The organism is Methylocella tundrae (assembly GCF_901905185.1).
Classification (GTDB): Bacteria; Pseudomonadota; Alphaproteobacteria; order Rhizobiales; family Beijerinckiaceae; genus Methylocapsa; species Methylocapsa tundrae.
Genome location: NZ_CABFMQ020000109.1, coordinates 20,174 through 41,699, shown reverse-complemented (window position 1 = coordinate 41,699; position 21,526 = coordinate 20,174). Strand labels below are relative to the sequence as shown.

The following is a 21,526-nucleotide window of genomic DNA, read 5'->3' as shown; positions in this document are numbered from 1 at the left end:
ACATGTTCACCGGTCTCGTCAGCGATGTCGGCGAAGTGTCGAGCGTCGAGCCGCGCGGAGCTTTAAGGCGCGTGCGCGTGCTTTGTTCCTATCCTTCGGAGTCGATCGCGCTTGGCGCTTCGATCGCTTGCGGAGGTCCTTGCCTGACCGTGGTCGGGTCTGGGATCGCGCACGGCAAGAGCTGGTTTGACGTGGATATCGCCGCCGAAACGCTGGCGCGCACCACCGCCGTGACCTGGAAGCCGGGGGAACAAATCAATCTTGAGCGCTCTCTCAAGATCGGTGATGAACTCGGAGGCCATATCGTCACCGGCCATATCGATGGAATCGCCGAAATTCTGTCGATTGAGGATTTTGACGGGATGAAGCGCTTCTGGATCCGCGCGCCCCATGGCTTGTCGCGCTTCATCGCGGAAAAGGGCTCGGTTTCACTCGATGGAACATCGCTGACCGTCAATGGCGTCAAGGGCGATGCGTTCTCAATTCTGCTGATACCTCATACGCTGCATGTCACGACCTGGGGCGGGAAACGCGCCGGCGACGCGGTCAATCTCGAAGTCGATCTGATGGCGCGTTACGCCGCACGGCTCAGCGAAACGGCGCCTGCGAAGGTCACGGCTGAAGCAGCCGCGCCATCTTATCCCTGATCGCATCCACTGCGAGGACGATGCGGAAGCGCGGAAAGCCTAGCGCCCTCGGCGGCCCGTCTTCATTCAAAACGCCTGCGCCTTTTCGGCCGATATGGGAGCGCAGAAGAACCCGCGGCGTCAGCTGTCCGCCAGCGCGGCCGCGACCAGCTCCTTGCAGCGCAAGAGGCGCGCGTATTCAGCGGCGTCGACGAGAATTTGCTCGCGCCCGGACTCGCTCGGCCGCGCGGTCGCAGCCGCCTGCGCGCTGCGCAGCGCCGCCTCAAGTTTCGCAATGCGCGCATTGGCGAACTCGAGATGGATCTGAGCGTTGCCTGTCACTTTGACGGTGTGGGCATCCGCGGGCTTACCGAACTTCTTGTCGGCCGGGCGCTCCTTCTTGCCGAAATCATATTCAATGATCATGGCTTCTCCAATGGTGGCGGAGAGTTTCGCCCTTTTGGGCCTCGTAGCCCCCGTCAAGCTTTCAGAATGGCTCTCTCCGCGCCGACGCGCAAGCTGGATTTGTGAATATCCAGCCGCCTCTTGAGGCCTTGCGGCGGCGCTCTGCTTTTTGCACGTCGGCGGTCCGCGAGAAGCGCCCCGTCTGAAACCTGTGGCGCAAGCGTCAGACTGCGAAACGAGGATCGCCCCCGCTTCCCTCTATCTCCTCTCTCCTCAATCCTTGGCTGCGCCATTGGCGCGAGCCGAGCCGTTGCTCTGGACGCGGGTAATGAAACATTATAACGTTTCATACCTAAGCTCAGCTTGAGTTTCGAGGGATGGCTATGTCGATACGTCAAACAATGTTGCTTGTAGCACTGGCGATTGCCGCGCGGCCGGCCGCCGCGGGCGCGCTCCCGCCGGGACCAGACGCTTCGCCCGTGGCGGCCGGCGGCGACCAGATCACACTCGATTCCATCGAGATTATTTCGCAGCAACTCGATGCGGCGCGTCTGCAAATCCAGCCGAGCCTCGGCGCCAGCGCCTATAGTTTCAACCAGCAGGCTCTTCAGGCGATCCCGCAGGGCGAAAATGCGCCCTTGAATCAGGTGTTGCTACAGGCCCCCGGCGTCGCGCAGGATAGTTTCGGCCAGGTGCATGTGCGCGGCGACCACGCCAATGTGCAATATCGGATCAATGGCGTGCAATTGCCCGAAGGGCTTTCCGTTTTCGGTCAGGCGCTCGAAACGCGCTTTGCCCGCAGCATATCGCTGATCACTGGGGCGCTGCCGGCGCAATATGGCTTCCAGACTGCCGGCGTGCTCGACATCCAGACCAAGACGGGCCTCACCAATCCGGGCCTTGGCCTTACCGCCTATGGCGGGACCTTCGCCTGGGCGCAGCCGAGCTTTGAATATGGCGGACGCTATGACAAGGTCGACTGGTTCATCACGGGCGATTATCTGCAAAACGCGCGCGGCATCGAAAACCCCGCTCCGAGCTTCAATGCGCTTCACGATAATACCGAGCAATGGCACGGCTTTTCCATCATGAACGCCATTATCGATCCGGACACGCGGGTCAGCGTCTTCGGCGGCGCCTTCAATGGACAGTTTCAGATCCCGAACAATCCGGGCCAGGCGCCGCAACTCGGGCTCACAGTCAAAGGCGCCAGCACGTTCAACAGCGGCGTTCTCAACGAGAACCAGAGTGAGAACACGCAGTTCGGCGTGATCTCACTGCAAAAACATATCGGGTCGGCGGATGTGCAGATCTCAGCCTTTGTGCGCAACAGCAATCTCTCCTATGCGCCGGATCCGTTGGGCGACCTTCTGTTCAACGGCATCGCCCAGAGCGCGCAGCGCTCCAATCTCGCAGGCGGAATGCAGGCCGACGGCAGCTGGCGCCTCAATGACAGCCACACGCTGCGCGCCGGCTTCCTCGCTCAGCTTGAGCACACGAGCTACAACACATTTTCCAACGTTCTGCCTGTCGACAGCACGGGCGCCCAAACGTTGGATCAGCCGATCGGCGTGGTTGACATTGGCGGCAAGACCGGCGGCCTCTATGGCGTCTATCTGCAGGACGAATGGCGCATCCTGCCGGTTCTGACGCTGAACTATGGCCTGCGTTTCGATGGGGTCAATGAATATACCAATGAGACGCAGGTCAGCCCGCGCATCAATGCGGTATGGAAGGCGACCGAAACGACGACGATCCACGCCGGCTATTCGCGCTATTTCGTTCCGCCGCCATTCGAGCTCGTCGCGCCAACGAGCATCGGCCTTTTCGCCAATACGACAGCAGCTCCCTCAGTCACGCGGGACGATTCGGTCAAAGCGGAGCGCTCGCATTATTTCGACCTCGGCGTCACCCAGCTTGTCGTTCCTGGCTTCACGGTCGGCGTCGACGGATATTACAAGCTGGCGACCAATTTGATCGACGAAGGCCAGTTCGGCGCTCCGATCATCCTGTCGGCCTTCAACTATGCGAGCGCGCGGGTCGGCGGCGTCGAATTCACAGCGAGCTACGACGTGGGGCCTTGGTCGATCTATGGCAACGCCGCTTATTCACGCGCGATGGGGATCAACATCATTTCCTCTCAGTTCAATTTCGCACCGGACGAACTCGCCTACATTCAGCAAAACTACATCCATCTCGATCACGACCAGACGTGGACGGCGTCGGCTGGCGCCGCCTACACCTTCAATCAGGGGACCAAATTCGCAACGCGCGTTTCCGTCGATCTCGTGGCGCAAAGCGGCCTTCGCGCCAGCACTGCGACTGTTCCAAATGGCGCGTCGTTGCCTGAATATGCGGCCGTCAACGCCAGCATCGTGCAAAAGCTCGATCTCGGCTTCGGCGCCGGCACGGAGCTTCGTCTTGACGTGCTGAACCTCAACGACGCCCAATATCAAATCCGCGACGGCAGCGGCGTTGGGGTTGGCGCGCCGCAATTTGGCCTGCGGCGCACGCTTCTCGCAGGCGTCACGCAGCGGTTCTGAGCTGCTGGCGCCCGGCGATCACGCTCAATGCATGTCGCCGTGGGATTGACCCTCATGGGCTGGCGCGGTCGCCCCCATCCCCTCGACGGAATAGGTCACGCTGACTGTTCCCGCCTTCTCGAAGGTCAAGGTTCCAGAAAAGCTCTCGCCCTGTTTCAAGGGACGCTTCAGATCCTCGAACATCAGATGATAGGAACCGGGCTTCAGAACGACCTCGCTCCTGGCCGGAATGGCGAGGCCGTCTTTCAAAGCGCGCATGCTCATGACGCCGCCGCTCATCGTCATTTCGTGAACCGCAGCGCGATCCGCGATTTCGGCGGTGGCGGAAACGAGCCGGTCAGCGGTCTCGCCCCCATTCTTGATGACGAGCCAGCCGCCCGCAGCTTTCGCGCTGGAGGGCGTCGCGCGCGACCAGGGCTGGATAATTTCAAGGTCGCCGAGCTTGAAGTCTTTGGCGAAAGCGCTTTCGCCGAAAACCAGCAAAGCGGACATGGCGAGGGCGCCGGCGAAAGCGCGACAGTTGAAGATGGACATGGGATGTCTCCACGCAAGATGGCTGCGCCGGATTGGCGCGAGGTCCCGGAATGAACCGGCTGGGAATCAGACAAATCTCGAACCATTTAGCGGCGGCGCGCGGGGAGAATGCGGATTTCGCCTTTGTGGCGGGACGAAGCTCTCCTCACCCGCACCGCCTGACGCTATGACCTCGATCGGCTGGCGCGCTATGAGGCTGGGGGAGGCTGGCGTCAGGGCGCCGCCTTGGGCGAACATGCAGCACCCTGCGAGGCAGCAATGCGGCGGCGCTCCGTGATTGAGGGGATCGCGCGGGCCTTTTGGAGCGCCTTGCGCCTGCGCGCCGCAAATGATCGCTTCCGGCCCGGTCCTCCCGGAAGCCAAAGCCTGCGCGCCGAGGAAACTCTGGGCGGCGAGCAGATAGGCCGCCGCGAGGGCGACCCAAAAGCTCCATTGGCTACGCATTGCTGTCACGGCTGTGGAGCCTCGCGCTTGAGCCGGCGCGATGGCGCGGCCCGCTGGACTAAATGCGATCTTGCCTATGTTCGGCGCACGGTCTCGAGCAGCCGCGCCGCGGCCTCCATTTCCGCCCAGCGCCGCTCCCGCCGCGCCATCGCCTGTTCGTCGACGCCCCAGACCTTCATCTGGAAATCTTCATCGACATGCGCCGCTGTCCAGGCTTCTTCCGGCGTCAAGGCGCCATGCGCCACCGCCAAAGCGAGCAGCGCCGATCCCGTCAGCGTCGTCATCACATGCAGCGCCGCGAGTGCAAACGGGCCGGACGCCTCATCCCCGGCAATTTTCTCGACGGCTTCGAGAATTGCGCGCCGCGCCGGCTCCGGCTGTTCGGCGAAATTGATCCCTTCCACGCAGATCAGCCGCGCGCCGAGGTTTTCGCGCGCGAAATCCAGCACCTTGTCCCAGCTGGCCGCCTGCGCCCGGGCAAGATCCTCAGTCTCTCCCGCGCGATAGCAGATGAGATCGGAGGCGCCATATTTCGCGACATCCGCCGCCGTCGCCGCCATCTCGCGCGCAACGCCGTCGATTGCGGAATTCGCGATCCTCGTCAGCGGCATGGAGCCCGGATCGATAAACTCCTCCTGCCGCGCCCATTCCGCCGCCAGCTCCCGCGCGGCGGCAAGCGTCGGCAGGGCGAGGGCGTTCCTGGCGGGCGTTTTGGCCGGACGTCCATCGAGCAGCAGCGCGAAGGCGCCGTCCCGCGCTTCCGCCGTCGCTTCTTTATAGAAGCGCTTCGGCAAGGTCTTGCGCAAATCGCGCCGCGCCATCGCGACGGGATCGATCGGGATGATTTCGCCCGGCGTGGGGGCGAGATCGTCGCGGATGGTTTTGTTCGGCTTATCGTCCTGGTTCATCTGCGATGAAATGCAGCAATTCAGCAAAATCCGCAACGATCCGTTCAGCGCCCGCGTCCTCGAGCTCGGCCCGGCTGTGATAGCCCCAGCCGACGCCGATCGGGTGAACGCCGGCGGCCGCGGCCATCTTCATGTCAAAGCTGGCGTCGCCGATCATATAGGTTGCGGAAGGCTCCACGCCGGTCTCCGTCATGGCCGCGAGGATCATGTCCGGCGCTGGCTTCGAGGGGTGATCGTCGGCGGTCTGCACAGTGTCGAACCAGTCGCGCCAGCCGGCGCGCTCCAGCAGATGCGCGACGCCTCGCCGCGCCTTTCCCGTAGCGATCCCGAGCGCGACGTCATCCATGCCGGCGAACGTCGCGATGATCTCCTGGGCGCCGGGAAAAAGCGGTTCGTCATAGGCGGGATCGGCTCTGATCTCCGTCCAGGCCTCGCGATAGGCTTCCGAGAGGCTCTCGACCGGGGCTTGCGCCCCGGCGAGAACCGTAAAGGCTTCACTCAGCGAAAGCCCGACGATGGAAAGCGACGCCGCGCGGCTCGGCGGTGCGATCTTATGGGCCGAAAATGCCCGCCGCTGCGCCTCGATGATGTAATCCTGGCTGTCGACCAAAGTGCCGTCTATGTCGAAAATCACCAGTTTCACGCGCTTAATCCTTTGGTTCGATCGAGGCGATCTGCTTGCGGCCGAGCGTAACGGCCCTCGGCCTACAGGATAAGAGCGGCGTCGCGCGCCTTCAGACCTTGCCTCGATCGCCCGGCGGCGTCCCTTTCGCCCGTCAGGGGTTGCGGCGCGAAAAAGAGACCGCATAGGCGCCGTCGCGGGTATCGACGAGCGGATCATCCGATTGTTCGATGCCGTCGGTCAGCGCGCCGGGAAGGAACAGCAGTTTCTTTTGCGCCTCGAGACTGTCGGGGACCGCCTTGTCGATCGTCAACACGCCAAGGTCCACGACCTTTCGGTCGGCGGGCCAGGGTTTCGAGCCGTCCTTCGTCTGATCGCCCGGCGCCGCCAGCTGCGCCTTCAGATGAAAAGTGACGGGGCCGGCCTTGAGGCGGCTTGGCAACTCGTCGATGAGAAAATCAGGCTTCTTGTCGGCGGCTGCCTTGGGATCGAGATAGACGAGTTTTTCCGGCGTGATCTGATAGCGCACGGCCTGTTTCGCGCCTGCCTTGTTCACGAAGATAAATGCGTTGACGCCGAAATATTCCTCATCCGCGAAACTGTCCGGCGTATGCACAGTCGCCAAAGCGGCCGCAACTGTCGGATGGCTCTCCTTGAATTTGTCGAGCGCCGTTGGCTGTGCGGCGTCTTTCGGGCTTTGCGAAATAGCCGTCAGAAGATCGCGAAACTGCTCGCCCGTGGCGACGGGGAAGAAATGCAGCGAGTTCGTGACCATATCCGTTTCGCTGCCGTCGGGCAGGTGATATTTGATCGCGATGCCATGCGGGTTCGCTTGCGGGCTGCCGTCTGCGATGTTCGGAACGCCCGTCGAATCGGAGAATCGTACGGTGACCGGGATCTTGGCGCCGGTAAAGATCGCCGCGCGGCTCAGTCCGGCTGCTTCGGGCGTCGCGGTGAAGCTGCCTTCGACGACGACGCCTTTGGCGTGATTGGCGCGAAAGCCGGGATGAACGCCGAAGACTTTGTTCATCACGTCGACAATCTGCGTCGCGACATCCGGCTCCTCGGCTCTTGCGGGAAGGGAGCCCGAAAGAATGGTCAATGCGGCCATGAATATTGGCAGCTTCGTCTTGGTCATTTACTTTCTCCCGGAAAGCGACATTGCGTAGGCGCGGCGAAACCGCAGAACTTCATTTTCGTATTCGCGCCGCGTTTCAGTATCATGTCTAAGAAATTGGCGGCAAGCCAGAGCGTGACTGGCTAGCGGCTTCGTTTCGCCTCGCAGACAAGCTCGCGCGGCTGGCAAGCGATGCCGGGGGTCGAACACGTTATTTTGACAAGTCCGCGGCGCGACCATGGATGATTTGCCCGCGCTTGCCGAGGCTCCAGACGGCGGCAGACGGCGCAACCATTGGTCCATTCGAGGCAATCGGGGTTTAGGCGGCCGAAGTTTTGCAGCGTCAGCTCGGGTTTTGGCAGGGGCGAGACGCGCGGCTCATCCGCCAGCGCCGGCAATGCGAGCGCGACGCCAAACGCCAACGCGGCGCCAAAAGCGGACGCCGCGCATCGTGTGACATGGGGAGCGGTGATCGGCATGTACCAAGCTTGGCGAGAGGGTTTCACCCGGGCAAATGGCGGCGGGGCAAATGCGAAAGCGTCGGCAAGGACAAAGGCAAACACAAAGAAAATGAAAACGCGCGGCTGCGATGTTAGCGCATTTTCGCATCAGGTCGAGCCTTGCGCCGCCCTTTGTCCCGTCTCCTCCACGGGCGCAGACCGATTGCCGTTTCCGGCGCAGCGTGCTAGGCGCGGCCATGCTTGAAGGTTTGCCTCCCAATAACGCCGCTCACGTCATGCGCCTCTCCTGCGACGAGCCGATGGCGCGCAGGGTCTCGGACGTCATTATCGAGACGTTCGATCCGGCCGATGTCGCGGTCTCCGCTTTTGAAGAAGCGCCGACGACAAATGACTGGAAGAGCGGCGCCTGGATTGTCGAAGCCTATTTCGGCCTGCCTCCGGACGAGGCGAACATCCGGGCGCTCATCGCTGCGGTTGCGGGCGAAGCGACCGCGGAGCGCCTCAGCTTTGGCCGCGTCGAGACGCGCGATTGGGTCGCCTCATCGCTCGAGGGGTTGAAGCCCGTGCGCGCCGGCCGGTTCGTCGTGCATGGCGCGCACAGCCGCGCGGATGTGCGCGACAATGACATCGCCATTGAAGTCGAGGCGGCGCTCGCCTTCGGCACGGGGCACCACGGGACGACGCGGGGCTGCCTTTTGATGCTGGACCGCATCGCGCGACGGCGCCGGCCGCGCTCCATTCTCGACATCGGCACAGGCACAGGCGTGCTCGCCATAGCGGCCGCCAAACTGTTCAAGCGGCCTATTCATTCGGGAGATATCGATCCGGTTTCCGTTGCGGCCGCGGCCAGCAACGCGAGGCGCAACGGCGTCGGCGCCTTCGTCGATCCGGTGCAGGCGCGCGGCGCGGCGCACAACGCTTTGCGCAAAGCCGCGCCTTACGATCTCGTCTTCGCCAATATCCTCGCGCGGCCCCTGCGCGAACTCGCGCCGGACATTGCGCAGCTGACGCAAATGGGCTCCGACATTGTTCTTTCAGGCCTCATCGCCCGCGACGTCCCCGGCGTTCTCGCCGCCTATCGCGCGCAGAAAATGGTGCTCGCCCGCCGCCTCGATATCGACGGCTGGGCGACGCTTCTCATGCAAAAGCGCTGACCTGGAAGGATCGGCTCACGAGAGCGTTTTGGTGCGCGCGAAAGAGAGGCGTAGCCGCGCGAGCGTGATGGCGCGCAGCCCGGCGATATCCGCGCTCATCACAATCAAGGCGTAGACGGCGACGCCGAGGGTGATCTGAACGATGAGCGTCGCAACGCCCGGATCGCGATCGCGCATCGGCAGCAGCGCCGCCGCCATGACCGCGTTGCCGAGAATGATCGCGCCAATGTCCCGCATGCGCGGCCATTTCGGCTTGGCGGCGCTTGCAAATCCAATAAGCGTGATGAGGGATGCGAGGAGGGCTCCCGCCTGCGCAATCGCGAGGCTTGAGGCGTCGGCGTCGCGCGGCAGGGCGATGATGAGCAGCGGATCAACGAGGCAGGCAACGATCGCGGCGACGATCAAGGGGCCGGTCCTCTTCTCGATCTGGAAGATCGGAGCGATCGCATATTGAATGATCGCCATGCAGAAAAGCCCGGTCATCATCAGCGGCAGCAACAGACCGAAATGGCCGCGAAACTGTTCCGGCACGATGAGCAATTCGATCGACGGCAGCGTCAGCCAGATCCCCGTGCAGGCCGGCAGCACCATGGCGAAGACGATCGTCATGTTGCGCCCGATCTGACGCCTCGCCTGTTTTGGTCCGCGCAGCTCATGCGTCGCCACGGCGATCTGGAACAGCACGATATCGAGCGCCGAGCCGATCGCCTGAATGGCCTTGGATCCGAAATCATAGGCGAGCGAAAACTGGCCGGTTTCGGAGAAGCCATAAAGCACGGCGACGATCGACCGGTTGGCAAGAGGAATCGACAGATAGAGCAGATTCGCGGCGACGATCGGCAGGCTGTAGCGCATCAGCTCCTCCGCGATCGGCAATCGCGCGAGCCGGACGTCGGAGGACGGGTCGAGGAGCGCGGCGCGGGCGGTGACGACCGAGCCGCCGAGGCTGATGATCCCGCCGATCAGCGTCATTTTGGCAGAGCCGAACCAGAACGCCCCGCCGCCCATGAGCGCGAAGGTCAGGATATTCTTGACGAGGACGAGCCGCGCGAAAAGCCGGTCATGGAAGCGGGCGCGAACGAGGGCCGTGTAATAATCGAACAGGCCGTTGGTGATGGCGACGCCCAGCGCCAGAAGGATCAGGCTGTCGGATAGCGTAAACGTCACGCCGGACAAAAGAAGAAAACAGGCGCCCGCCGTGAGCGCCACGGCGATGACGGCGAAGCCGAAATCGAGTGTCGCGCGCAAGGCCGGATCTTCGCTGCGGATGCGCTCCGAATAGAAGCGGGTGGCGCCGAGCCGGATCCAGTCGAAGAAGGCGGTCTGCACCGCGATCGCGGTCGCATGGGCGAGGGCGAAGCGGCCATATTCCTCGGGTCCGAGAAATTTGGCGACGAGCAGGCCGACTGCGAAATTGAACAGAATGTTGCAGAAAAAGGCGAAAAATACCGTCATCGCGGCGTTCGGCCCGGACCGTGCCGGTTTTTTGCGCCGAACTCGGCGCCGCCTGCGAGCGATGCGGGCTCAAAGCGCAACGAGTGGGCAATAACGGGAAAGCGCATGGAGATCGCGGCGATCCTTTCCAATTCCAAAGCCCGCCGAAGCAAACGGCGGGCCTGCCTATGGCTTTGCGATGGTTGACGTTTTAGAGCATTTTTTGCCGACGTCGAATCGCACGCATTTTATGCACGCTGTTTTGATCCGCGGGGCCTCAGATCGCACTCAGGCAGGTATTGAGCCTATCACACGAAGTTTACGAAAATCGTCAACTGTTGTCCTTCGATCAGCGGCTTGCCGCTTCCGCCCATTCCTCGAACCCGCTAAAAGCGCTTATGTCGCATGATGTCACCCTTCCCGCCGCCGCGCTCGCCGGGCTTTTGTCCTTTCTCAGTCCCTGCGTCCTGCCTCTGGTTCCGCCCTATCTGACCTTTATCGCCGGGACGACCATCGAGGAGGTGGCGACGCAGCGGGAGGGCCGGGCGAGACGGGACATATTGATCGCCGCCGCGCTCTTCGTCTGCGGCTTTTCGACAGTCTTCGTCGGGCTTGGCGCCACCGCTTCCGTCGTCGGACAGGTCTTGCGCGAGCATCTGAGGCTGTTGTCGGTGCTCGCCGGCGGCACCATCATCCTGATGGGACTGCATTTCATAGGCGTGTTCCGCTTCGCCGTTCTCTATCGCGAGGCGCGGGTCGAGGTGCAAAGGCCGGTCGGGAGCTGGGGCGCCTATGTCATGGGGCTCGCCTTTGCATTGGGCTGGACGCCCTGCATCGGTCCGATCCTCGCCGCGATCCTAGCCGTCGCCGCTTCGGAGGAGACAGCCGGCAAGGGAGCGACGCTCCTTGCCGCCTATTCCCTGGGCCTCGGCATTCCATTCTTTCTGGCGGCGCTGGCGATCGAGCCGTTCATTCGCGGGATAAAAAGGTTCAAGCGCTACTTCGGCGTGCTGGAGCGAACCGTCGGCGTCCTGCTCGTTCTGACCGGCGTCGCCTTCCTCACCGGCTCGGTTCAGGATGTTTCCTTCTGGCTGTTGCAGACGTTTCCGGGCCTTGCCACAATCGGGTGACGGCCTCGACGAAACGCGGCGCATCCTTACTGTTTGAGCTGGTAATAGCTGATGCGTCCGTCTGGACCTTTCTTCCACACGAACACGACATAATCGGCGCGCGTCACATCGCCTTTCTTGTCGAATTTGATGTCGCCTATGACGGTCTTGAACGTCATGCCGGAATGAATGGTCTTGGCGACTTCTAAAGGATCCAGCGATTTCGCCGCTTCCGCCGCCTGCTTCAGAACCTCGACGGCGGCGTAGGAATAGAGCGTATAGGTCTCCGGGTTGAAGTTTTTCGCTTTGAATTCTTCGACCACCCTGACGGCTTCCGGCCGGTCGCGAGGATCAGGCGGAAAGGTCATGAACGTTCCCTCGACGCCGGGTCCTGCAATGGCGGCGAATTCGTCGGATGCAATGCCATCGCCGCTCATCATCACGGCGTTGACGCCCTGGTCGCGCATCTGGCGCAACAGAAGGCCGCCCTCTGTATGGACGCCGCCCCAATAGACGATGTCGGCGCCCGATTCCTTGAGCTTAGAGACGATCGCCGAATAATCCTTTTCCCCTTTGTTGACGCCCTCATAGAGCACTTCCGTGACGCCGAGCGCGTTGAGGCTCTTCTTGGTTTCGTCCGCGAGGCCTTTGCCATAGGTCGTCTTGTCGTGAAGAATGGCGATCTTCTTCGGTCCGAGACCGGCCAGGAATTTCGCTGCGACCGCTGCCTGTTGATCGTCGCGGCCGCAGGTCCGAAAGAGCGTCTCGATGCCCCGGTCTGTGATTTTCGGATTGGTCGAACCGGGCGTGATCTCCAAAATCCCGTTCTCGGCATAGACGTCGGAAGCCGGCATGGTGACGCCCGAATTGAAATGGCCGATAACGAAGGCGACCTGATCGCCGACGAATTTATTGGCGACGGAGACGCCCTGCTTGGGATCCGCCGCGTCGTCGCCGGTTTCGATGCTGACTTTCTGGCCGAGAATGCCGCCAGCCGCGTTAATGTCGGCGACCGCCTGCTCGGCGCCCATTTTCAATTGCGCGCCGAATGTCGCGTCCGGGCCTGTGATCGGCGCCCCCACCGCCATTCTGACGTCCGCCCGCGCCGCGCGGCCGGGGCCGATCGCGACGAGGATGCTTAGCGCGAGCGTCGCAAGGACGTTCTGACGGCGCTTCATAGCCAGCTGCGTCAATCGGTTCATGAAGGCTTCCCTGTGCTTGCTGACGATCCTCGCGGCGCGTCCTCGCGCGCGAAGATCGGACCATATTGCTGTTTCATCTGGCGCCGCCGCGTCAGCTTGAATCCGCTGAGAACGAATCCGAACGCCGCGGCGAAATCGAGGCCGTATCGGGCGAGCGCCACGAGCGGCTCGCCGAACAGGGCATAATGGAGAAAACGCGCGGCGGCGGCGATGAGCAGCGCGGCGACGGCGCCATGCCAGATCGGACGCCAGCGCAGCGCGAGCGCGCGCCCGGCGCTGTAGGAGGCCGCGCCACTGAGGATGACGCTGAGGCCGAGAAAGATCAGAACGGAGCGGTTATCGAAGGCGAATAAGGGCGTCAATGTCCACCCTCAAGATAAGCGGCGCGAATTTCAGGACGCGCCAATAATTCGCGGCCCTTGCCGGACAAGGTGATCGCTCCATTGACCATGACGTGGCCGCGATGGGCGAGCGTCAAGGCATGAAAGGCGTTTTGCTCGACGAGGAAAACGGTGAGGCCTTCCGTCCGGTTCAAATCCTTGATGACTTCGAAGATCTGCTTGACGATGAGCGGGGCGAGGCCGAGCGAGGGCTCATCCAGCATCAGAAGGCGCGGCCGGCTCATCAAGGCGCGCGCGATCGCCAGCATCTGCTGTTCACCGCCCGACAATGTGCCGCCACGCTGGTTCGCGCGTTCTTTGAGACGCGGAAAAATCACGAAGACCCGTTCGAGGTCCGCGGCGAAATGGCGATCGCCGCTGAGTTGCGCGCCGATTTGCAGATTTTCATAGACGCTCATGCGCGGAAAAATCCGCCGTCCCTCGGGCGATTGCGCAAGGCCAAGGCGCGCTATGTCATGCGTTTGCATGGCGGTGATGTCACGCCCGGCGAAATGGATCGCTCCCTCGCGCGCGCGGGGATTGCCGAAGATGGTCATCATGAGCGTCGTCTTGCCGGCGCCATTGGCGCCGATCATCGTTATGATCTCGCCTTCATGAATATCGAGATCGACGCCTTTGAGGGCGATGATGTTGCCGTAGTAGGTTTTTACGCCCCGCATCGACAACAAGGGGCCAGATCCTGCGCCGCTCATGCCCTGACCGCCGCCGCGACTTCGTCCTCGTGCTCGACGCCGAGGTAGGCCTTGATCACTTTCGGGTTCTGACGAATCTCGGCGGGGAGCCCGTCGGCGATCTTCACGCCATAATCCAGAACGACGATATGATCCGAAATCTCCATGACGACGGACATGTCATGCTCGATGAGAAGGATCGAGGTTCGATGTTCGCCGCGAAGGCTTAAGAGAAGCGCGTTGAGCTCGTGCGATTCACGCGGGTTCAAGCCTGCGGCGGGTTCGTCGAGGCAGAGCAGCACCGGCGCCGTCGACATGGCTCGTGCGATCTCGAGCCGGCGCTGCGCGCCATAGGGCAGGGAGCCGGCCGCATCGTCGGCGCGGTCCAGAAGGCCGATCCTGTCGAGCCAATAGCGCGCGGATTCGATCGCGGCCTTTTCGCGCGCGGCGGAGGCGCCAAAGCCCAAGAGGCCGGAGAAGCCGAAGGCCGCTCCGATGAGCTGATTATGCTGCGCGACAATGAGATTTTCGAGCAGCGTCATGCCGGCGAAGAGGCGGATGTTCTGGAATGTGCGCGCGATGCCGGCGTGCTTTGCGATCTCGAAATCGGCCATGCGCTCCAGAAGGAAAATTTCGCCGGAAGCCATTTTGGCGTGGCGGCGTCCGGTTTCCGTCAGCGCGCGCACATCCTGCGGCGCGGCGCAGCCGGTGCGCGCGAGGGCCATGCGGCCGCCGCAACTGCGGTAAAAGCCCGTGATGCAATTGAAGACAGTGGTCTTGCCGGCGCCGTTCGGCCCGATGAGGGCGGTGATGTCGCCGCGCCCAACGGTGAAATCCAGCCCCTCCACGGCGCACAGGCCGCCAAAGCGCATCGTCAGCTGTTCGACCGCGAGCAGGGGCGCGGAAATCCAGCGCATCAGCCGTGGCCCTCTTGCGCCAGTACGCCGACCACGGACTTTGGCTTGACGAGGAAAATCGAAGGCTTGCGCAGGGCGATGAGGCCGCGCGGCTTCCAGTTCATCATCGCGACCATGGCGACGCCGACGATCAGCATGCGATATTGAGTGGGATCAAAGCCGTCGCCAAAAATAACCTTCAGTCCGTCGAGTTCGCGCAAAAGCTCCGAGCCGCCGATGATCCCCACAGCGGCGAGCGCGACCCCAAGTTGCGAGCCGCCGCCGCCGAGAACGACCAGCGCGAGAATGGTCGCCGATTCCATGAAGGTGAAGCTTGTCGGCGACACGAAATTCTGCCGCGCCGCGAACAGGGCTCCGGCCATGCCGGCGATCATGGCGCCGAGGGCGAAGGCCGTGAGTTTCGTCGCCACAGTGTCGATGCCGAGCGAGCGGCAGGCGATCTCATCCTCGCGCAGCGCCTCGAAAGCGCGCCCGATCGGCAGGCGCCTGAGGCGCAGGCTCAGGAAATTGACCAGAAGCGCCATGGCGAGAACGAGATAGAAAAGAAAGATCACCCGGTGCACCGGTGCGAATTTCAGCCCGAACAAAGCGGCGAATCCGTGCGGGCCTGGAACGAAAGGCCAGCCGAAGAAGGTGATGCGGGGAATCGAGCTGATGCCGGCGTCGCCATTGGTCAGCGCGGTCCAGTTGGTCAGCACGATGCGAATGATCTCGCCGAAAGCCATCGTCACGATGGCCAGATAATCGCCGCGCAGACGCAGCACAGGCAGACCGAGCGCAATGCCCCATAGAGCGGCAAAAAGGCCCGCGATAGGCAGACAGACCCAGAACGACCAGCCCCATGTCGTCGATAGCAGGGCATAGGCATAGGCGCCGACCGCGTAGAAAGCGACATAGCCGAGGTCGAGCAGGCCGGCGAGGCCGACGACAATGTTAAGGCCCCAGCCCAGCAACACATAGAGCAGGATCTGGATGCCGAAATTGTCGATCCATTTTTGCGCTCCGGCTGGACCCGAAATGGCGAGCGTCGCGATCGGGAAAGCCACCAGAGCGGCAACGCCAGCGCTCGAGGCGAAGCGCGCCAGGACGAGAAGAGCGCCGTAGCGCGCCGGTCCGTTGTTTAGCTTGGCGGCCCTTTGCGGGCGCCGGGGCGCGAGGAGGACCAAAAATCTGAGGATAAAGGCCGCAGCGACCGCCACGGCGACGGCGGGCCAGCGGCTTTGCAGGTAGAGCTCGTTGGAGAAGTTCAGATCGGTGCGATAGGCGAGGATCGGAAAGGCGAGGCCGAACATCAGGACGGCGGCTTTTGCCGCCCCGATCAGGGCAGCGCGCACGGGCGACGGGGAATCGGAGCGAGGCAGCGCGTCGGACCCTGCCATCTTGCGCCTATACCTTCTCGACATCGGGTCGGCCGAACAGGCCGGAGGGCATGAAAATCAACGTGATCGCAAGAATCGAAAAAGCCGCGACATCCTTGTAGTCGCTGGAAAAATAGGCCGCCCAGAACGTTTCGATCAGGCCGATGAGAAGGCCGCCCAGGACGGCTCCGGGCAGCGAGCCGACGCCGCCGAGAACGGCGGCCGTGAAGGCCTTGACGCCTGGCACGAAACCGTCGCCTGAATTGATAACGCCGTAGTAAATAATATAAAAAACGCCAGCGACCGCGGCGAGCGCCGCGCCGATGACGAAGGTCAGCGAAATCGTCCGATCGACGTCGATGCCAAGGAGCGCCGCCATGCGGCTATCCTGTTCGCAGGCCCGCTGGGCGCGCCCGAAGGATGTCTTTTGCACAAGAAACCAGAAGCCGGCCAGAAGCGCGGCGGTGACGCCGACGATGAGAATTTGCTTCAGCGACAGCGTGACGGCGTAGCCGTCGCCCTTGGTCAGCGTGATGACGTCGTGGAACAAAGGCGGCAGGGCCTTGTTGCGCGGCCCTTGCAGCACATAAACGAGATTTGAGAGAAAGATCGACATGCCGATCGCCGAAATGAGCGGCGCGAGGCGGAATGAGCCGCGCAGGCGCCGATAGGCGATGCGCTCGATCATGTAGCTCCACAGAGATGTCAGAGCCATTCCGGCGATGAGGACAATGACGAAGGCGAAAGCCAGCGATGTGACGCCAAGCATCTGCGTCAGGGCGAGAAATACGATGAGCGCGATGAAGGCGGAGAGCATGAACACGTCGCCATGCGCGAAATTGACCATGCCGATGATGCCGAACACCATGGTGTAGCCGATGGCGATCAGGCCATAAATCGACCCCAGCGTCACGCCGTTGATCAACTGCTGCAGGAAGATCTCCATGGGCGTCCTCGCGGCTCCTTTGGCGGGCTGAGGTGGTTTTCGAGAGAAGCGGATCGGCGTCCGCGTAGAGAAAATGCGCTAAAATGGAAAAACAAGCGAATTTTTGCGGCTCCTCCGGAGTTCAGTGCATGCGCCGATACGACGCCGGGGCATTTTCCTCGTGGCGGACATTGCTTTGGTCCCGGTCCGGCGTGCAATTGCGGCGCCGTTTCGAACGCTCCGGCGTGGGTCGGCAGCCTTTGTTGATCGGCTTGTTTTTGCTATGAAAGGCGGTCGCTTGGCTCCGGCCGTTCGGGCGCATGAAACGAGAAGCAGGAGCTTCAGCACGAATATGGCCGAATTGACTGTTGGCGGCGCCGACCTTGCCGCCCCCCTTGGCTTCGGCCCTGATTCGATCCATTTTCGCAACGCGATGAGCCGCATTGCCGCTGCCGTTCATATCGTCACGACGAACGGCCCAGCCGGCCTTGGCGGCATCACTGTCACGTCCGTGACGTCGATCACGCTTGATCCGGCGATGATGCTTTTTTGCATCAACAAAGCCTCCGCGTCCGTCGACCGCATCGTGGAGAACGGGGTCTTCTGCATCAACGCGCTCACCCCGGCGCATCAGGTCCTCGCCGATATTTTCGCGGGCCGCACCGATCAGCGCCTTGAGGAGCGTTTCGCGGGCGCCGATTGGACGAAGCTCGCGACCGGCTCGCCCGCGCTGCGCGAAGCGGCGGCGTCTTTCGACTGCCGGCTCGTCGAGGCAAAGGAAGTCGGCACACATCTGATCATGATCGGTCTTGTCGAGGCGGTCGTCTATGGCCCTGAAGGCGAGAGCCTTGTCTATGCTCATCGCCGCTACAGAACGCTTTGACTTTTTGGGTTTCGTTCATCGGCCACGCCGCGGCTTTTTGAGCGCGGCCTTTTTCTGAACGGCCTTTTTCTGAACGGCCTTGGCCGCGGTGGCGCGCCCTTTTTTTGCGACGCTTTTGCTTGGCGCGCTTTTGGCCGGCGCCGTCCGGACCGGCGCCTTCTTCACGGCGCCTTTCTTGGCAGCAACTTTCTTCGCAGCAACTTTCTTCGCAGCAGCTTTCTTGGCAGCGGCCTTGTTCACCGGAACCTTCTTCGGCGCGGCTTTCTTGACCGCCGATTTCTTGGCCGGCGCCTTTTTCGCCGCGCTCTTTTTCACTACCGCCTTTTTTGCAGGCGCTTTCTTCACCGCGGCCTTTTGCGCAGCGGCTTTCTTTGGCGCAGCCTTCTTCGTCGCGGCCTTTTTTGGCGGGGCTTTCTTGGCCACGGCCTTCTTCGCTGGGGCGCGGCTCGCGAGACCCTGCCGGGCCGGCGTGCGCCTCGCTATCTTTCGCGGCGGGGCGACCTTGCGCAGGGGACTGTCAACCGCCGTCAGGAAATCGACAGCGGCCTCCATAAAGCCCTCCTGATCCTCAATGGCCGAAATATGCGAGGATTCCAAAGTCACGAGCTTGGCGCCTTCGATGACGCTTGCGACGAAGGCGCCGAGGGAGGCCGGAGCCGAGGGGTCATGCCGCCCGACGAGCACAAGCACTTTGTTGCGAATCGATCTGACCGTTTCGCGCTGGTCGACGTCGCGCAGCGCAGCGCAGGCGGCCGCATAGCCCACGGCGGGAGTGGCGCGGAAAATATCGATGACGAATCTCACCAGGTCCGGCTCGGCCGCGCGGAAATCTTCCGTGAACCACCGCTCGGCGGTGCTTTGCGCCAGATGGTCCATGCCGAGGCTCCGCGCGGCCAGGATGCGGGCGTTCCAGATCTCCGGCGCGCCGATCTGCGCCGCCGTATTGGCGAGCACGGCGCGGCCGATCCTGTCCGGTGCCTGAAGCAGCACGGCCTGCCCGACGATGGCGCCCATGGAAAGGCCGAGCCAATGCGCTTTTTCGATGCGGAGGGCATCGAGAATGCCGATGGCGTCCTGAGCCAGTTTTGCGACCGAGTAGGGTCCTTCGTTGGCGACGCTTGCGCCATGTCCGCGCGAATCATAGCGCAGCACCCGGAAATGCTCGAGCAGAGCCGGCATCAAGGGCTCCCAAAGCTCGAGACTGCCGCCGAGATGATGGGCCAGGGCCAAAACCTCTTTGGTCTCGTCGCCCTCAAGGCGAACGTTGAATGTCTCGCCCGCAACTGTGATCTCGGACATGCTTTTTTCTCTCCCCAGCCGGCGTTTTTCGCATATGGGCGCCGCCTGATTCGCATTATCGCGTCAGACTAGCAACCTGCGTCAGTCCGGCAAAGCGATCGCACCGGGGCCAGAACCTCGTTCCGGCGAGATTCAAGCGTGGCACAAGCTTTGCTCGGCAAAATTTGGACGCAAACGTAACATTAAGATGACGGGCGTTGAATGGAGGCGCGCGCAGGGGCGCTAAGACTGTCGAAACCGCGCAACGCAATTTGCTTTTCGGCGTTGCTGGCTCGGAGGTTCCGCAATGATTAAAGCTGAACACGTCGAAACCAGAGTTTCCGAAGACTTCCTCAAGCAACTGGCCGGCTACGGCCTCGCTACGGCCGAAATACTCTACCGCTTGCCAGACCATCCACGCTTATTACAAAGCTATATCTGGCAGGACTATGATATTGCGCCGAACTTTCCAACCTTGCTGAAATTCCTCAATTTCTGGACGCAAAAGCTCGAAGGTCCGCTGCATAGCGTCCGCGTCGGCCACTCGAAACTGATCAAGCCGGCGGAAATCAGGACGATCGATGGAGAGTTCAGACTGAACTGACGATGCTTTTCAGATGAGGCGCATCGACTTGAGGCTCGCGTGGCCGTGCTTGCCGATGATCAAATGGTCGTGCACGGCGATGTTGAGCGGCTTGGCGATGGCGATGATCTGATGGGTCATGTAGATGTCCTCGGTCGAGGGTTCCGGATCGCCAGAGGGATGATTATGGACCAGGATCAGGGCCGACGCGCTAAGCTCGAGCGCGCGCCGCATGATCTCGCGCGGGTAGACCGGCGCCTGATCGATCGTGCCGACGCCTTGCACCTCGTCGGCGATAAGGAAATTTTTCTTGTCAAGGAAGAGGATGCGGAATTCCTCCCGGTCAAGGAAGGCCATGGCGGTGCGGCAGTAGTCGATGACGGCGGCAAAGCTCGACATCGACGACCGTTTCTGGATCGATGATTTGGCGAGGCATCGGGCCGCCGCCTCGACGATCTTGATTTCCACGATGGCCGCTTCGCCGAGGCCTTCAATCTCGGCAAGGCGCTCGGGCCGCGCCGAGACAGTCTCTGCGAAGGAGCCAAACCGGGCGATCAGCGCCTTGGCGAGCGGCTTGACGTCGCGCCGAGGCATCGCGCGAAACAGGATCAGCTCCAGCAATTCATAGTCTGCGAGCCCCTCCGCGCCTGCCTTGCGGAAGCGATCACGCAGCCGCTCCCTGTGGCCATGATAATGCGGCGTTTCCGCGCTTGCCGGAGGCGCGTCTTCGCGCCTCGCCTCGGACCGGGTCACGCAGCGTCCGCCGACCCGAGATCGTAGGGCGGATGATGGAGCCCCTTTGGCGACAGCGTAAAGATCTCGCAGCCGGTCTCGGTGACGCCGATCGAATGTTCGAATTGCGCCGACAGCGAGCGGTCGCGCGTCACGGCCGTCCAGCCGTCCGAAAGAATTTTGACCTGCGGACGGCCGAGATTGATCATCGGCTCGATCGTGAAGAACATGCCAGGCCGCAGCATCACGCCTTCGCCGCGACGGCCATAGTGCAGAATATTGGGCTCGTCGTGGAAGAGCCGGCCGAGTCCGTGGCCGCAGAAATCGCGTACGACGGAACAGCGCTCTCCTTCCGCGTAATCCTGGATGGCGGCGCCGATATCGCCTGTTGTGGCGCCGGGGCGCACCACCGCTATGCCGCGCATCAGTGATTCATAGGTGACCTCGATGAGGCGCTGAGCCCGTCGCGGCACGTCGCCAATGAGATACATGCGGCTTGAATCGCCGTGCCAGCCGTCGACGATGAGGGTCACGTCAATATTGACGATGTCCCCTTCCTTCAACAGCTTGCGGTCCGGCATGCCATGGCAGACGACATGATTGATCGAAGTGCAGATCGATTTGCGATAGCCGCGATAATCGAGCGGCGCGGGATAGGCCCCATGCGACATCGCAAAATCAAAGATCAGCGAATCGAGGAACTCGGTTGTAACGCCCGGCTGCACATGCTCGGTCAAAAGATCCAGCGCTTCGGCCGTGAGCCGCCCCGCCTTCCGCATGGCGGCAAAGGCCTCCTCGCCGTGCAATTTGATATGGCCCGCCTTGCGGCCCGCGATTTCCACAGCGTCGACGAAAGTCATTTTCCTGTCCACCCGGCAGACTCTCGCGCCGCCGATCTGTCGTCAATTTAGGCATTTGTCGCGGCGAAGCAAGGCCGGCGCGCCGTTCCGATTTGCCCCCCGCAGCCAAATCGAGCGCCGTTCGGCCATTTTGAACAGTAAACGAACCGGGTTCGGCGGCCCCACGCGTGTTCTCAGCGTCAATTCGGGGTCCGTGTCAGCAGCTGCGGCTTGATTGGCGCAACGAAACAAGGCAAGGTCCGCTTCCGTCCGGAGCCGTTGGAGCGCAAGGTCGAACAGGTCCGGATTCACCCTCATTCCTTGAGCACTCGAGCTTCAGCCGCGGGCGATCATTGTCGAAGCGCGCTCTAAGGAGCGCA

The 21,526-nt window shown here is 62.3% G+C and carries 23 protein-coding genes; 6 read left to right on the top strand and 17 right to left on the bottom strand.

The genetic code is table 11. The features are described from left to right. Positions 1-2: 2 nt before the first annotated feature. Positions 3-647: a riboflavin synthase gene (locus MPC4_RS16480; protein WP_174513475.1), complete on the top strand. Its 645-nt coding sequence runs from the start codon at positions 3-5 to the stop codon at positions 645-647. A gap of 120 nt (positions 648-767) precedes the next feature. Here the strand turns inward: MPC4_RS16480 and MPC4_RS16475 are convergent, their stop codons facing one another. After that, positions 768-1,052 carry a hypothetical protein gene (locus tag MPC4_RS16475; protein WP_174513474.1) on the bottom strand — a complete coding sequence of 95 codons (285 nt, stop codon included), beginning with the start codon at positions 1,050-1,052 and terminating at the stop codon, positions 768-770. A gap of 380 nt (positions 1,053-1,432) precedes the next feature. On the opposite strand from MPC4_RS16475, the gene MPC4_RS16470 reads away from it, so the two are divergent. Further along, entirely contained in the window at positions 1,433-3,574 is a 2,142-nt protein-coding gene (locus MPC4_RS16470; protein ID WP_174513473.1) for a TonB-dependent receptor, read from the top strand. Between the two features lie 24 nt (positions 3,575-3,598). Here the strand turns inward: MPC4_RS16470 and MPC4_RS16465 are convergent, their stop codons facing one another. The 6 genes from MPC4_RS16465 to MPC4_RS16440 all read right to left on the bottom strand — a co-directional run bounded on the left by MPC4_RS16465 (position 3,599) and on the right by MPC4_RS16440 (position 7,678). After that, positions 3,599-4,108, bottom strand: coding sequence for a copper chaperone PCu(A)C (locus tag MPC4_RS16465; protein ID WP_174513472.1), 510 nt, complete (start codon positions 4,106-4,108; stop codon positions 3,599-3,601). 66 nt (positions 4,109-4,174) lie between these two features. Next, the gene (locus tag MPC4_RS16460; protein WP_174513471.1) at positions 4,175-4,561 is read right to left on the bottom strand and encodes a DUF2946 family protein; all 387 of its coding nucleotides are present in this window, start codon (positions 4,559-4,561) and stop codon (positions 4,175-4,177) included. Positions 4,562-4,626: 65 nt separating this feature from the next. Continuing rightward, positions 4,627-5,460: an ATP12 family chaperone protein gene (locus tag MPC4_RS16455; protein ID WP_174513470.1), complete on the bottom strand. Its 834-nt coding sequence runs from the start codon at positions 5,458-5,460 to the stop codon at positions 4,627-4,629. Beyond that, positions 5,444-6,103, bottom strand: coding sequence for an HAD-IA family hydrolase (locus tag MPC4_RS16450; protein ID WP_174513469.1), 660 nt, complete (start codon positions 6,101-6,103; stop codon positions 5,444-5,446). Before MPC4_RS16450 ends, MPC4_RS16455 begins: the two co-directional genes overlap by 17 nt. A 133-nt stretch (positions 6,104-6,236) precedes the next feature. Next, positions 6,237-7,220 (bottom strand): catalase family peroxidase, encoded by a 984-nt coding sequence (locus MPC4_RS16445; protein ID WP_174513468.1) that lies wholly within the window; start codon positions 7,218-7,220, stop codon positions 6,237-6,239. A gap of 122 nt (positions 7,221-7,342) precedes the next feature. Beyond that, positions 7,343-7,678, bottom strand: coding sequence for a hypothetical protein (locus tag MPC4_RS16440; protein WP_174513467.1), 336 nt, complete (start codon positions 7,676-7,678; stop codon positions 7,343-7,345). 218 nt (positions 7,679-7,896) lie between these two features. On the opposite strand from MPC4_RS16440, the gene MPC4_RS16435 reads away from it, so the two are divergent. Further along, on the top strand, positions 7,897-8,814 hold the full coding sequence (locus tag MPC4_RS16435; protein WP_174513466.1) for a 50S ribosomal protein L11 methyltransferase: 918 nt from the start codon (positions 7,897-7,899) through the stop codon (positions 8,812-8,814). 15 nt (positions 8,815-8,829) lie between these two features. Here the strand turns inward: MPC4_RS16435 and MPC4_RS16430 are convergent, their stop codons facing one another. Then, positions 8,830-10,269, bottom strand: a complete 1,440-nt coding sequence (locus tag MPC4_RS16430; protein WP_174513465.1) for a lipopolysaccharide biosynthesis protein — start codon at positions 10,267-10,269, stop codon at positions 8,830-8,832. A 377-nt stretch (positions 10,270-10,646) separates the two neighbouring features. Here MPC4_RS16430 and MPC4_RS16425 point away from each other — a divergent pair, with 377 nt between their 5' ends. Then, the gene (locus MPC4_RS16425; protein WP_174513464.1) at positions 10,647-11,378 is read left to right on the top strand and encodes a cytochrome c biogenesis CcdA family protein; all 732 of its coding nucleotides are present in this window, start codon (positions 10,647-10,649) and stop codon (positions 11,376-11,378) included. 26 nt (positions 11,379-11,404) lie between these two features. On the opposite strand, the gene MPC4_RS16420 is transcribed toward MPC4_RS16425, so the two are convergent. The 6 genes from MPC4_RS16420 to MPC4_RS16395 are packed head-to-tail and all read right to left on the bottom strand — an operon-like array spanning position 11,405 to position 16,852. Beyond that, positions 11,405-12,559 carry a branched-chain amino acid ABC transporter substrate-binding protein gene (locus tag MPC4_RS16420; protein ID WP_244629066.1) on the bottom strand — a complete coding sequence of 385 codons (1,155 nt, stop codon included), beginning with the start codon at positions 12,557-12,559 and terminating at the stop codon, positions 11,405-11,407. After that, on the bottom strand, positions 12,556-12,921 hold the full coding sequence (locus tag MPC4_RS16415; RefSeq protein WP_174513463.1) for a DUF6867 family protein: 366 nt from the start codon (positions 12,919-12,921) through the stop codon (positions 12,556-12,558). The genes MPC4_RS16420 and MPC4_RS16415 overlap by 4 nt, the downstream gene beginning before the upstream one ends. Further along, complete coding sequence (locus MPC4_RS16410; protein ID WP_174513462.1) at positions 12,918-13,652, bottom strand: ABC transporter ATP-binding protein; 735 nt, start codon at positions 13,650-13,652, stop codon at positions 12,918-12,920. Before MPC4_RS16410 ends, MPC4_RS16415 begins: the two co-directional genes overlap by 4 nt. Continuing rightward, the gene (locus MPC4_RS16405) at positions 13,649-14,548 is read right to left on the bottom strand and encodes an ABC transporter ATP-binding protein (protein ID WP_280514826.1); all 900 of its coding nucleotides are present in this window, start codon (positions 14,546-14,548) and stop codon (positions 13,649-13,651) included. Before MPC4_RS16405 ends, MPC4_RS16410 begins: the two co-directional genes overlap by 4 nt. Continuing rightward, complete coding sequence (gene livM / locus MPC4_RS16400) at positions 14,548-15,927, bottom strand: high-affinity branched-chain amino acid ABC transporter permease LivM (RefSeq protein ID WP_174513461.1); 1,380 nt, start codon at positions 15,925-15,927, stop codon at positions 14,548-14,550. Before livM ends, MPC4_RS16405 begins: the two co-directional genes overlap by 1 nt. A 7-nt stretch (positions 15,928-15,934) precedes the next feature. Next, positions 15,935-16,852, bottom strand: coding sequence for a branched-chain amino acid ABC transporter permease (locus tag MPC4_RS16395; RefSeq protein WP_174513460.1), 918 nt, complete (start codon positions 16,850-16,852; stop codon positions 15,935-15,937). A gap of 331 nt (positions 16,853-17,183) precedes the next feature. Here MPC4_RS16395 and MPC4_RS16390 point away from each other — a divergent pair, with 331 nt between their 5' ends. Then, the gene (locus MPC4_RS16390) at positions 17,184-17,714 is read left to right on the top strand and encodes a flavin reductase family protein (RefSeq protein WP_134489012.1); all 531 of its coding nucleotides are present in this window, start codon (positions 17,184-17,186) and stop codon (positions 17,712-17,714) included. A 15-nt stretch (positions 17,715-17,729) separates the two neighbouring features. Here the strand turns inward: MPC4_RS16390 and MPC4_RS16385 are convergent, their stop codons facing one another. Further along, complete coding sequence (locus tag MPC4_RS16385; RefSeq protein ID WP_174513459.1) at positions 17,730-19,013, bottom strand: alpha/beta fold hydrolase; 1,284 nt, start codon at positions 19,011-19,013, stop codon at positions 17,730-17,732. Positions 19,014-19,299: 286 nt separating this feature from the next. Between MPC4_RS16385 and MPC4_RS16380 the strand changes: the two genes are divergently transcribed. Continuing rightward, positions 19,300-19,596, top strand: coding sequence for an usg protein (locus tag MPC4_RS16380; RefSeq protein WP_174513458.1), 297 nt, complete (start codon positions 19,300-19,302; stop codon positions 19,594-19,596). Between the two features lie 9 nt (positions 19,597-19,605). Here MPC4_RS16380 and radC read toward each other — a convergent pair whose 3' ends face one another. Next, on the bottom strand, positions 19,606-20,328 hold the full coding sequence (radC, locus tag MPC4_RS16375; RefSeq protein WP_174513457.1) for a RadC family protein: 723 nt from the start codon (positions 20,326-20,328) through the stop codon (positions 19,606-19,608). Then, positions 20,325-21,167, bottom strand: a complete 843-nt coding sequence (gene map, locus MPC4_RS16370; RefSeq protein WP_174513456.1) for a type I methionyl aminopeptidase — start codon at positions 21,165-21,167, stop codon at positions 20,325-20,327. Before map ends, radC begins: the two co-directional genes overlap by 4 nt. Positions 21,168-21,526: the final 359 nt, after the last annotated feature.

What these genes read in the sequence shown, in the direction of transcription:
- MPC4_RS16440 (WP_174513467.1), bottom strand. Translation starts at nt 7,678, where the DNA reads ATGCCGATCACCGCTCCCCATGTCACACGATGCGCGGCGTCCGCTTTT.
- MPC4_RS16410 (WP_174513462.1), bottom strand. Translation starts at nt 13,652, where the DNA reads ATGAGCGGCGCAGGATCTGGCCCCTTGTTGTCGATGCGGGGCGTAAAA.
- map (WP_174513456.1), bottom strand. Translation starts at nt 21,167, where the DNA reads ATGACTTTCGTCGACGCTGTGGAAATCGCGGGCCGCAAGGCGGGCCAT.
- MPC4_RS16395 (WP_174513460.1), bottom strand. Translation starts at nt 16,852, where the DNA reads ATGGAGATCTTCCTGCAGCAGTTGATCAACGGCGTGACGCTGGGGTCG.
- MPC4_RS16420 (WP_244629066.1), bottom strand. Translation starts at nt 12,559, where the DNA reads ATGAACCGATTGACGCAGCTGGCTATGAAGCGCCGTCAGAACGTCCTT.
- livM (WP_174513461.1), bottom strand. Translation starts at nt 15,927, where the DNA reads ATGGCAGGGTCCGACGCGCTGCCTCGCTCCGATTCCCCGTCGCCCGTG.
- MPC4_RS16385 (WP_174513459.1), bottom strand. Translation starts at nt 19,013, where the DNA reads ATGTCCGAGATCACAGTTGCGGGCGAGACATTCAACGTTCGCCTTGAG.
- MPC4_RS16475 (WP_174513474.1), bottom strand. Translation starts at nt 1,052, where the DNA reads ATGATCATTGAATATGATTTCGGCAAGAAGGAGCGCCCGGCCGACAAG.
- MPC4_RS16405 (WP_280514826.1), bottom strand. Translation starts at nt 14,548, where the DNA reads ATGCGCTGGATTTCCGCGCCCCTGCTCGCGGTCGAACAGCTGACGATG.
- MPC4_RS16435 (WP_174513466.1), top strand. Translation starts at nt 7,897, where the DNA reads ATGCTTGAAGGTTTGCCTCCCAATAACGCCGCTCACGTCATGCGCCTC.
- MPC4_RS16470 (WP_174513473.1), top strand. Translation starts at nt 1,433, where the DNA reads ATGTTGCTTGTAGCACTGGCGATTGCCGCGCGGCCGGCCGCCGCGGGC.
- MPC4_RS16380 (WP_174513458.1), top strand. Translation starts at nt 19,300, where the DNA reads ATGATTAAAGCTGAACACGTCGAAACCAGAGTTTCCGAAGACTTCCTC.
- MPC4_RS16480 (WP_174513475.1), top strand. Translation starts at nt 3, where the DNA reads ATGTTCACCGGTCTCGTCAGCGATGTCGGCGAAGTGTCGAGCGTCGAG.
- MPC4_RS16465 (WP_174513472.1), bottom strand. Translation starts at nt 4,108, where the DNA reads ATGTCCATCTTCAACTGTCGCGCTTTCGCCGGCGCCCTCGCCATGTCC.
- MPC4_RS16455 (WP_174513470.1), bottom strand. Translation starts at nt 5,460, where the DNA reads ATGAACCAGGACGATAAGCCGAACAAAACCATCCGCGACGATCTCGCC.
- MPC4_RS16430 (WP_174513465.1), bottom strand. Translation starts at nt 10,269, where the DNA reads ATGACGGTATTTTTCGCCTTTTTCTGCAACATTCTGTTCAATTTCGCA.
- MPC4_RS16425 (WP_174513464.1), top strand. Translation starts at nt 10,647, where the DNA reads ATGTCGCATGATGTCACCCTTCCCGCCGCCGCGCTCGCCGGGCTTTTG.
- MPC4_RS16390 (WP_134489012.1), top strand. Translation starts at nt 17,184, where the DNA reads ATGGCCGAATTGACTGTTGGCGGCGCCGACCTTGCCGCCCCCCTTGGC.
- MPC4_RS16445 (WP_174513468.1), bottom strand. Translation starts at nt 7,220, where the DNA reads ATGACCAAGACGAAGCTGCCAATATTCATGGCCGCATTGACCATTCTT.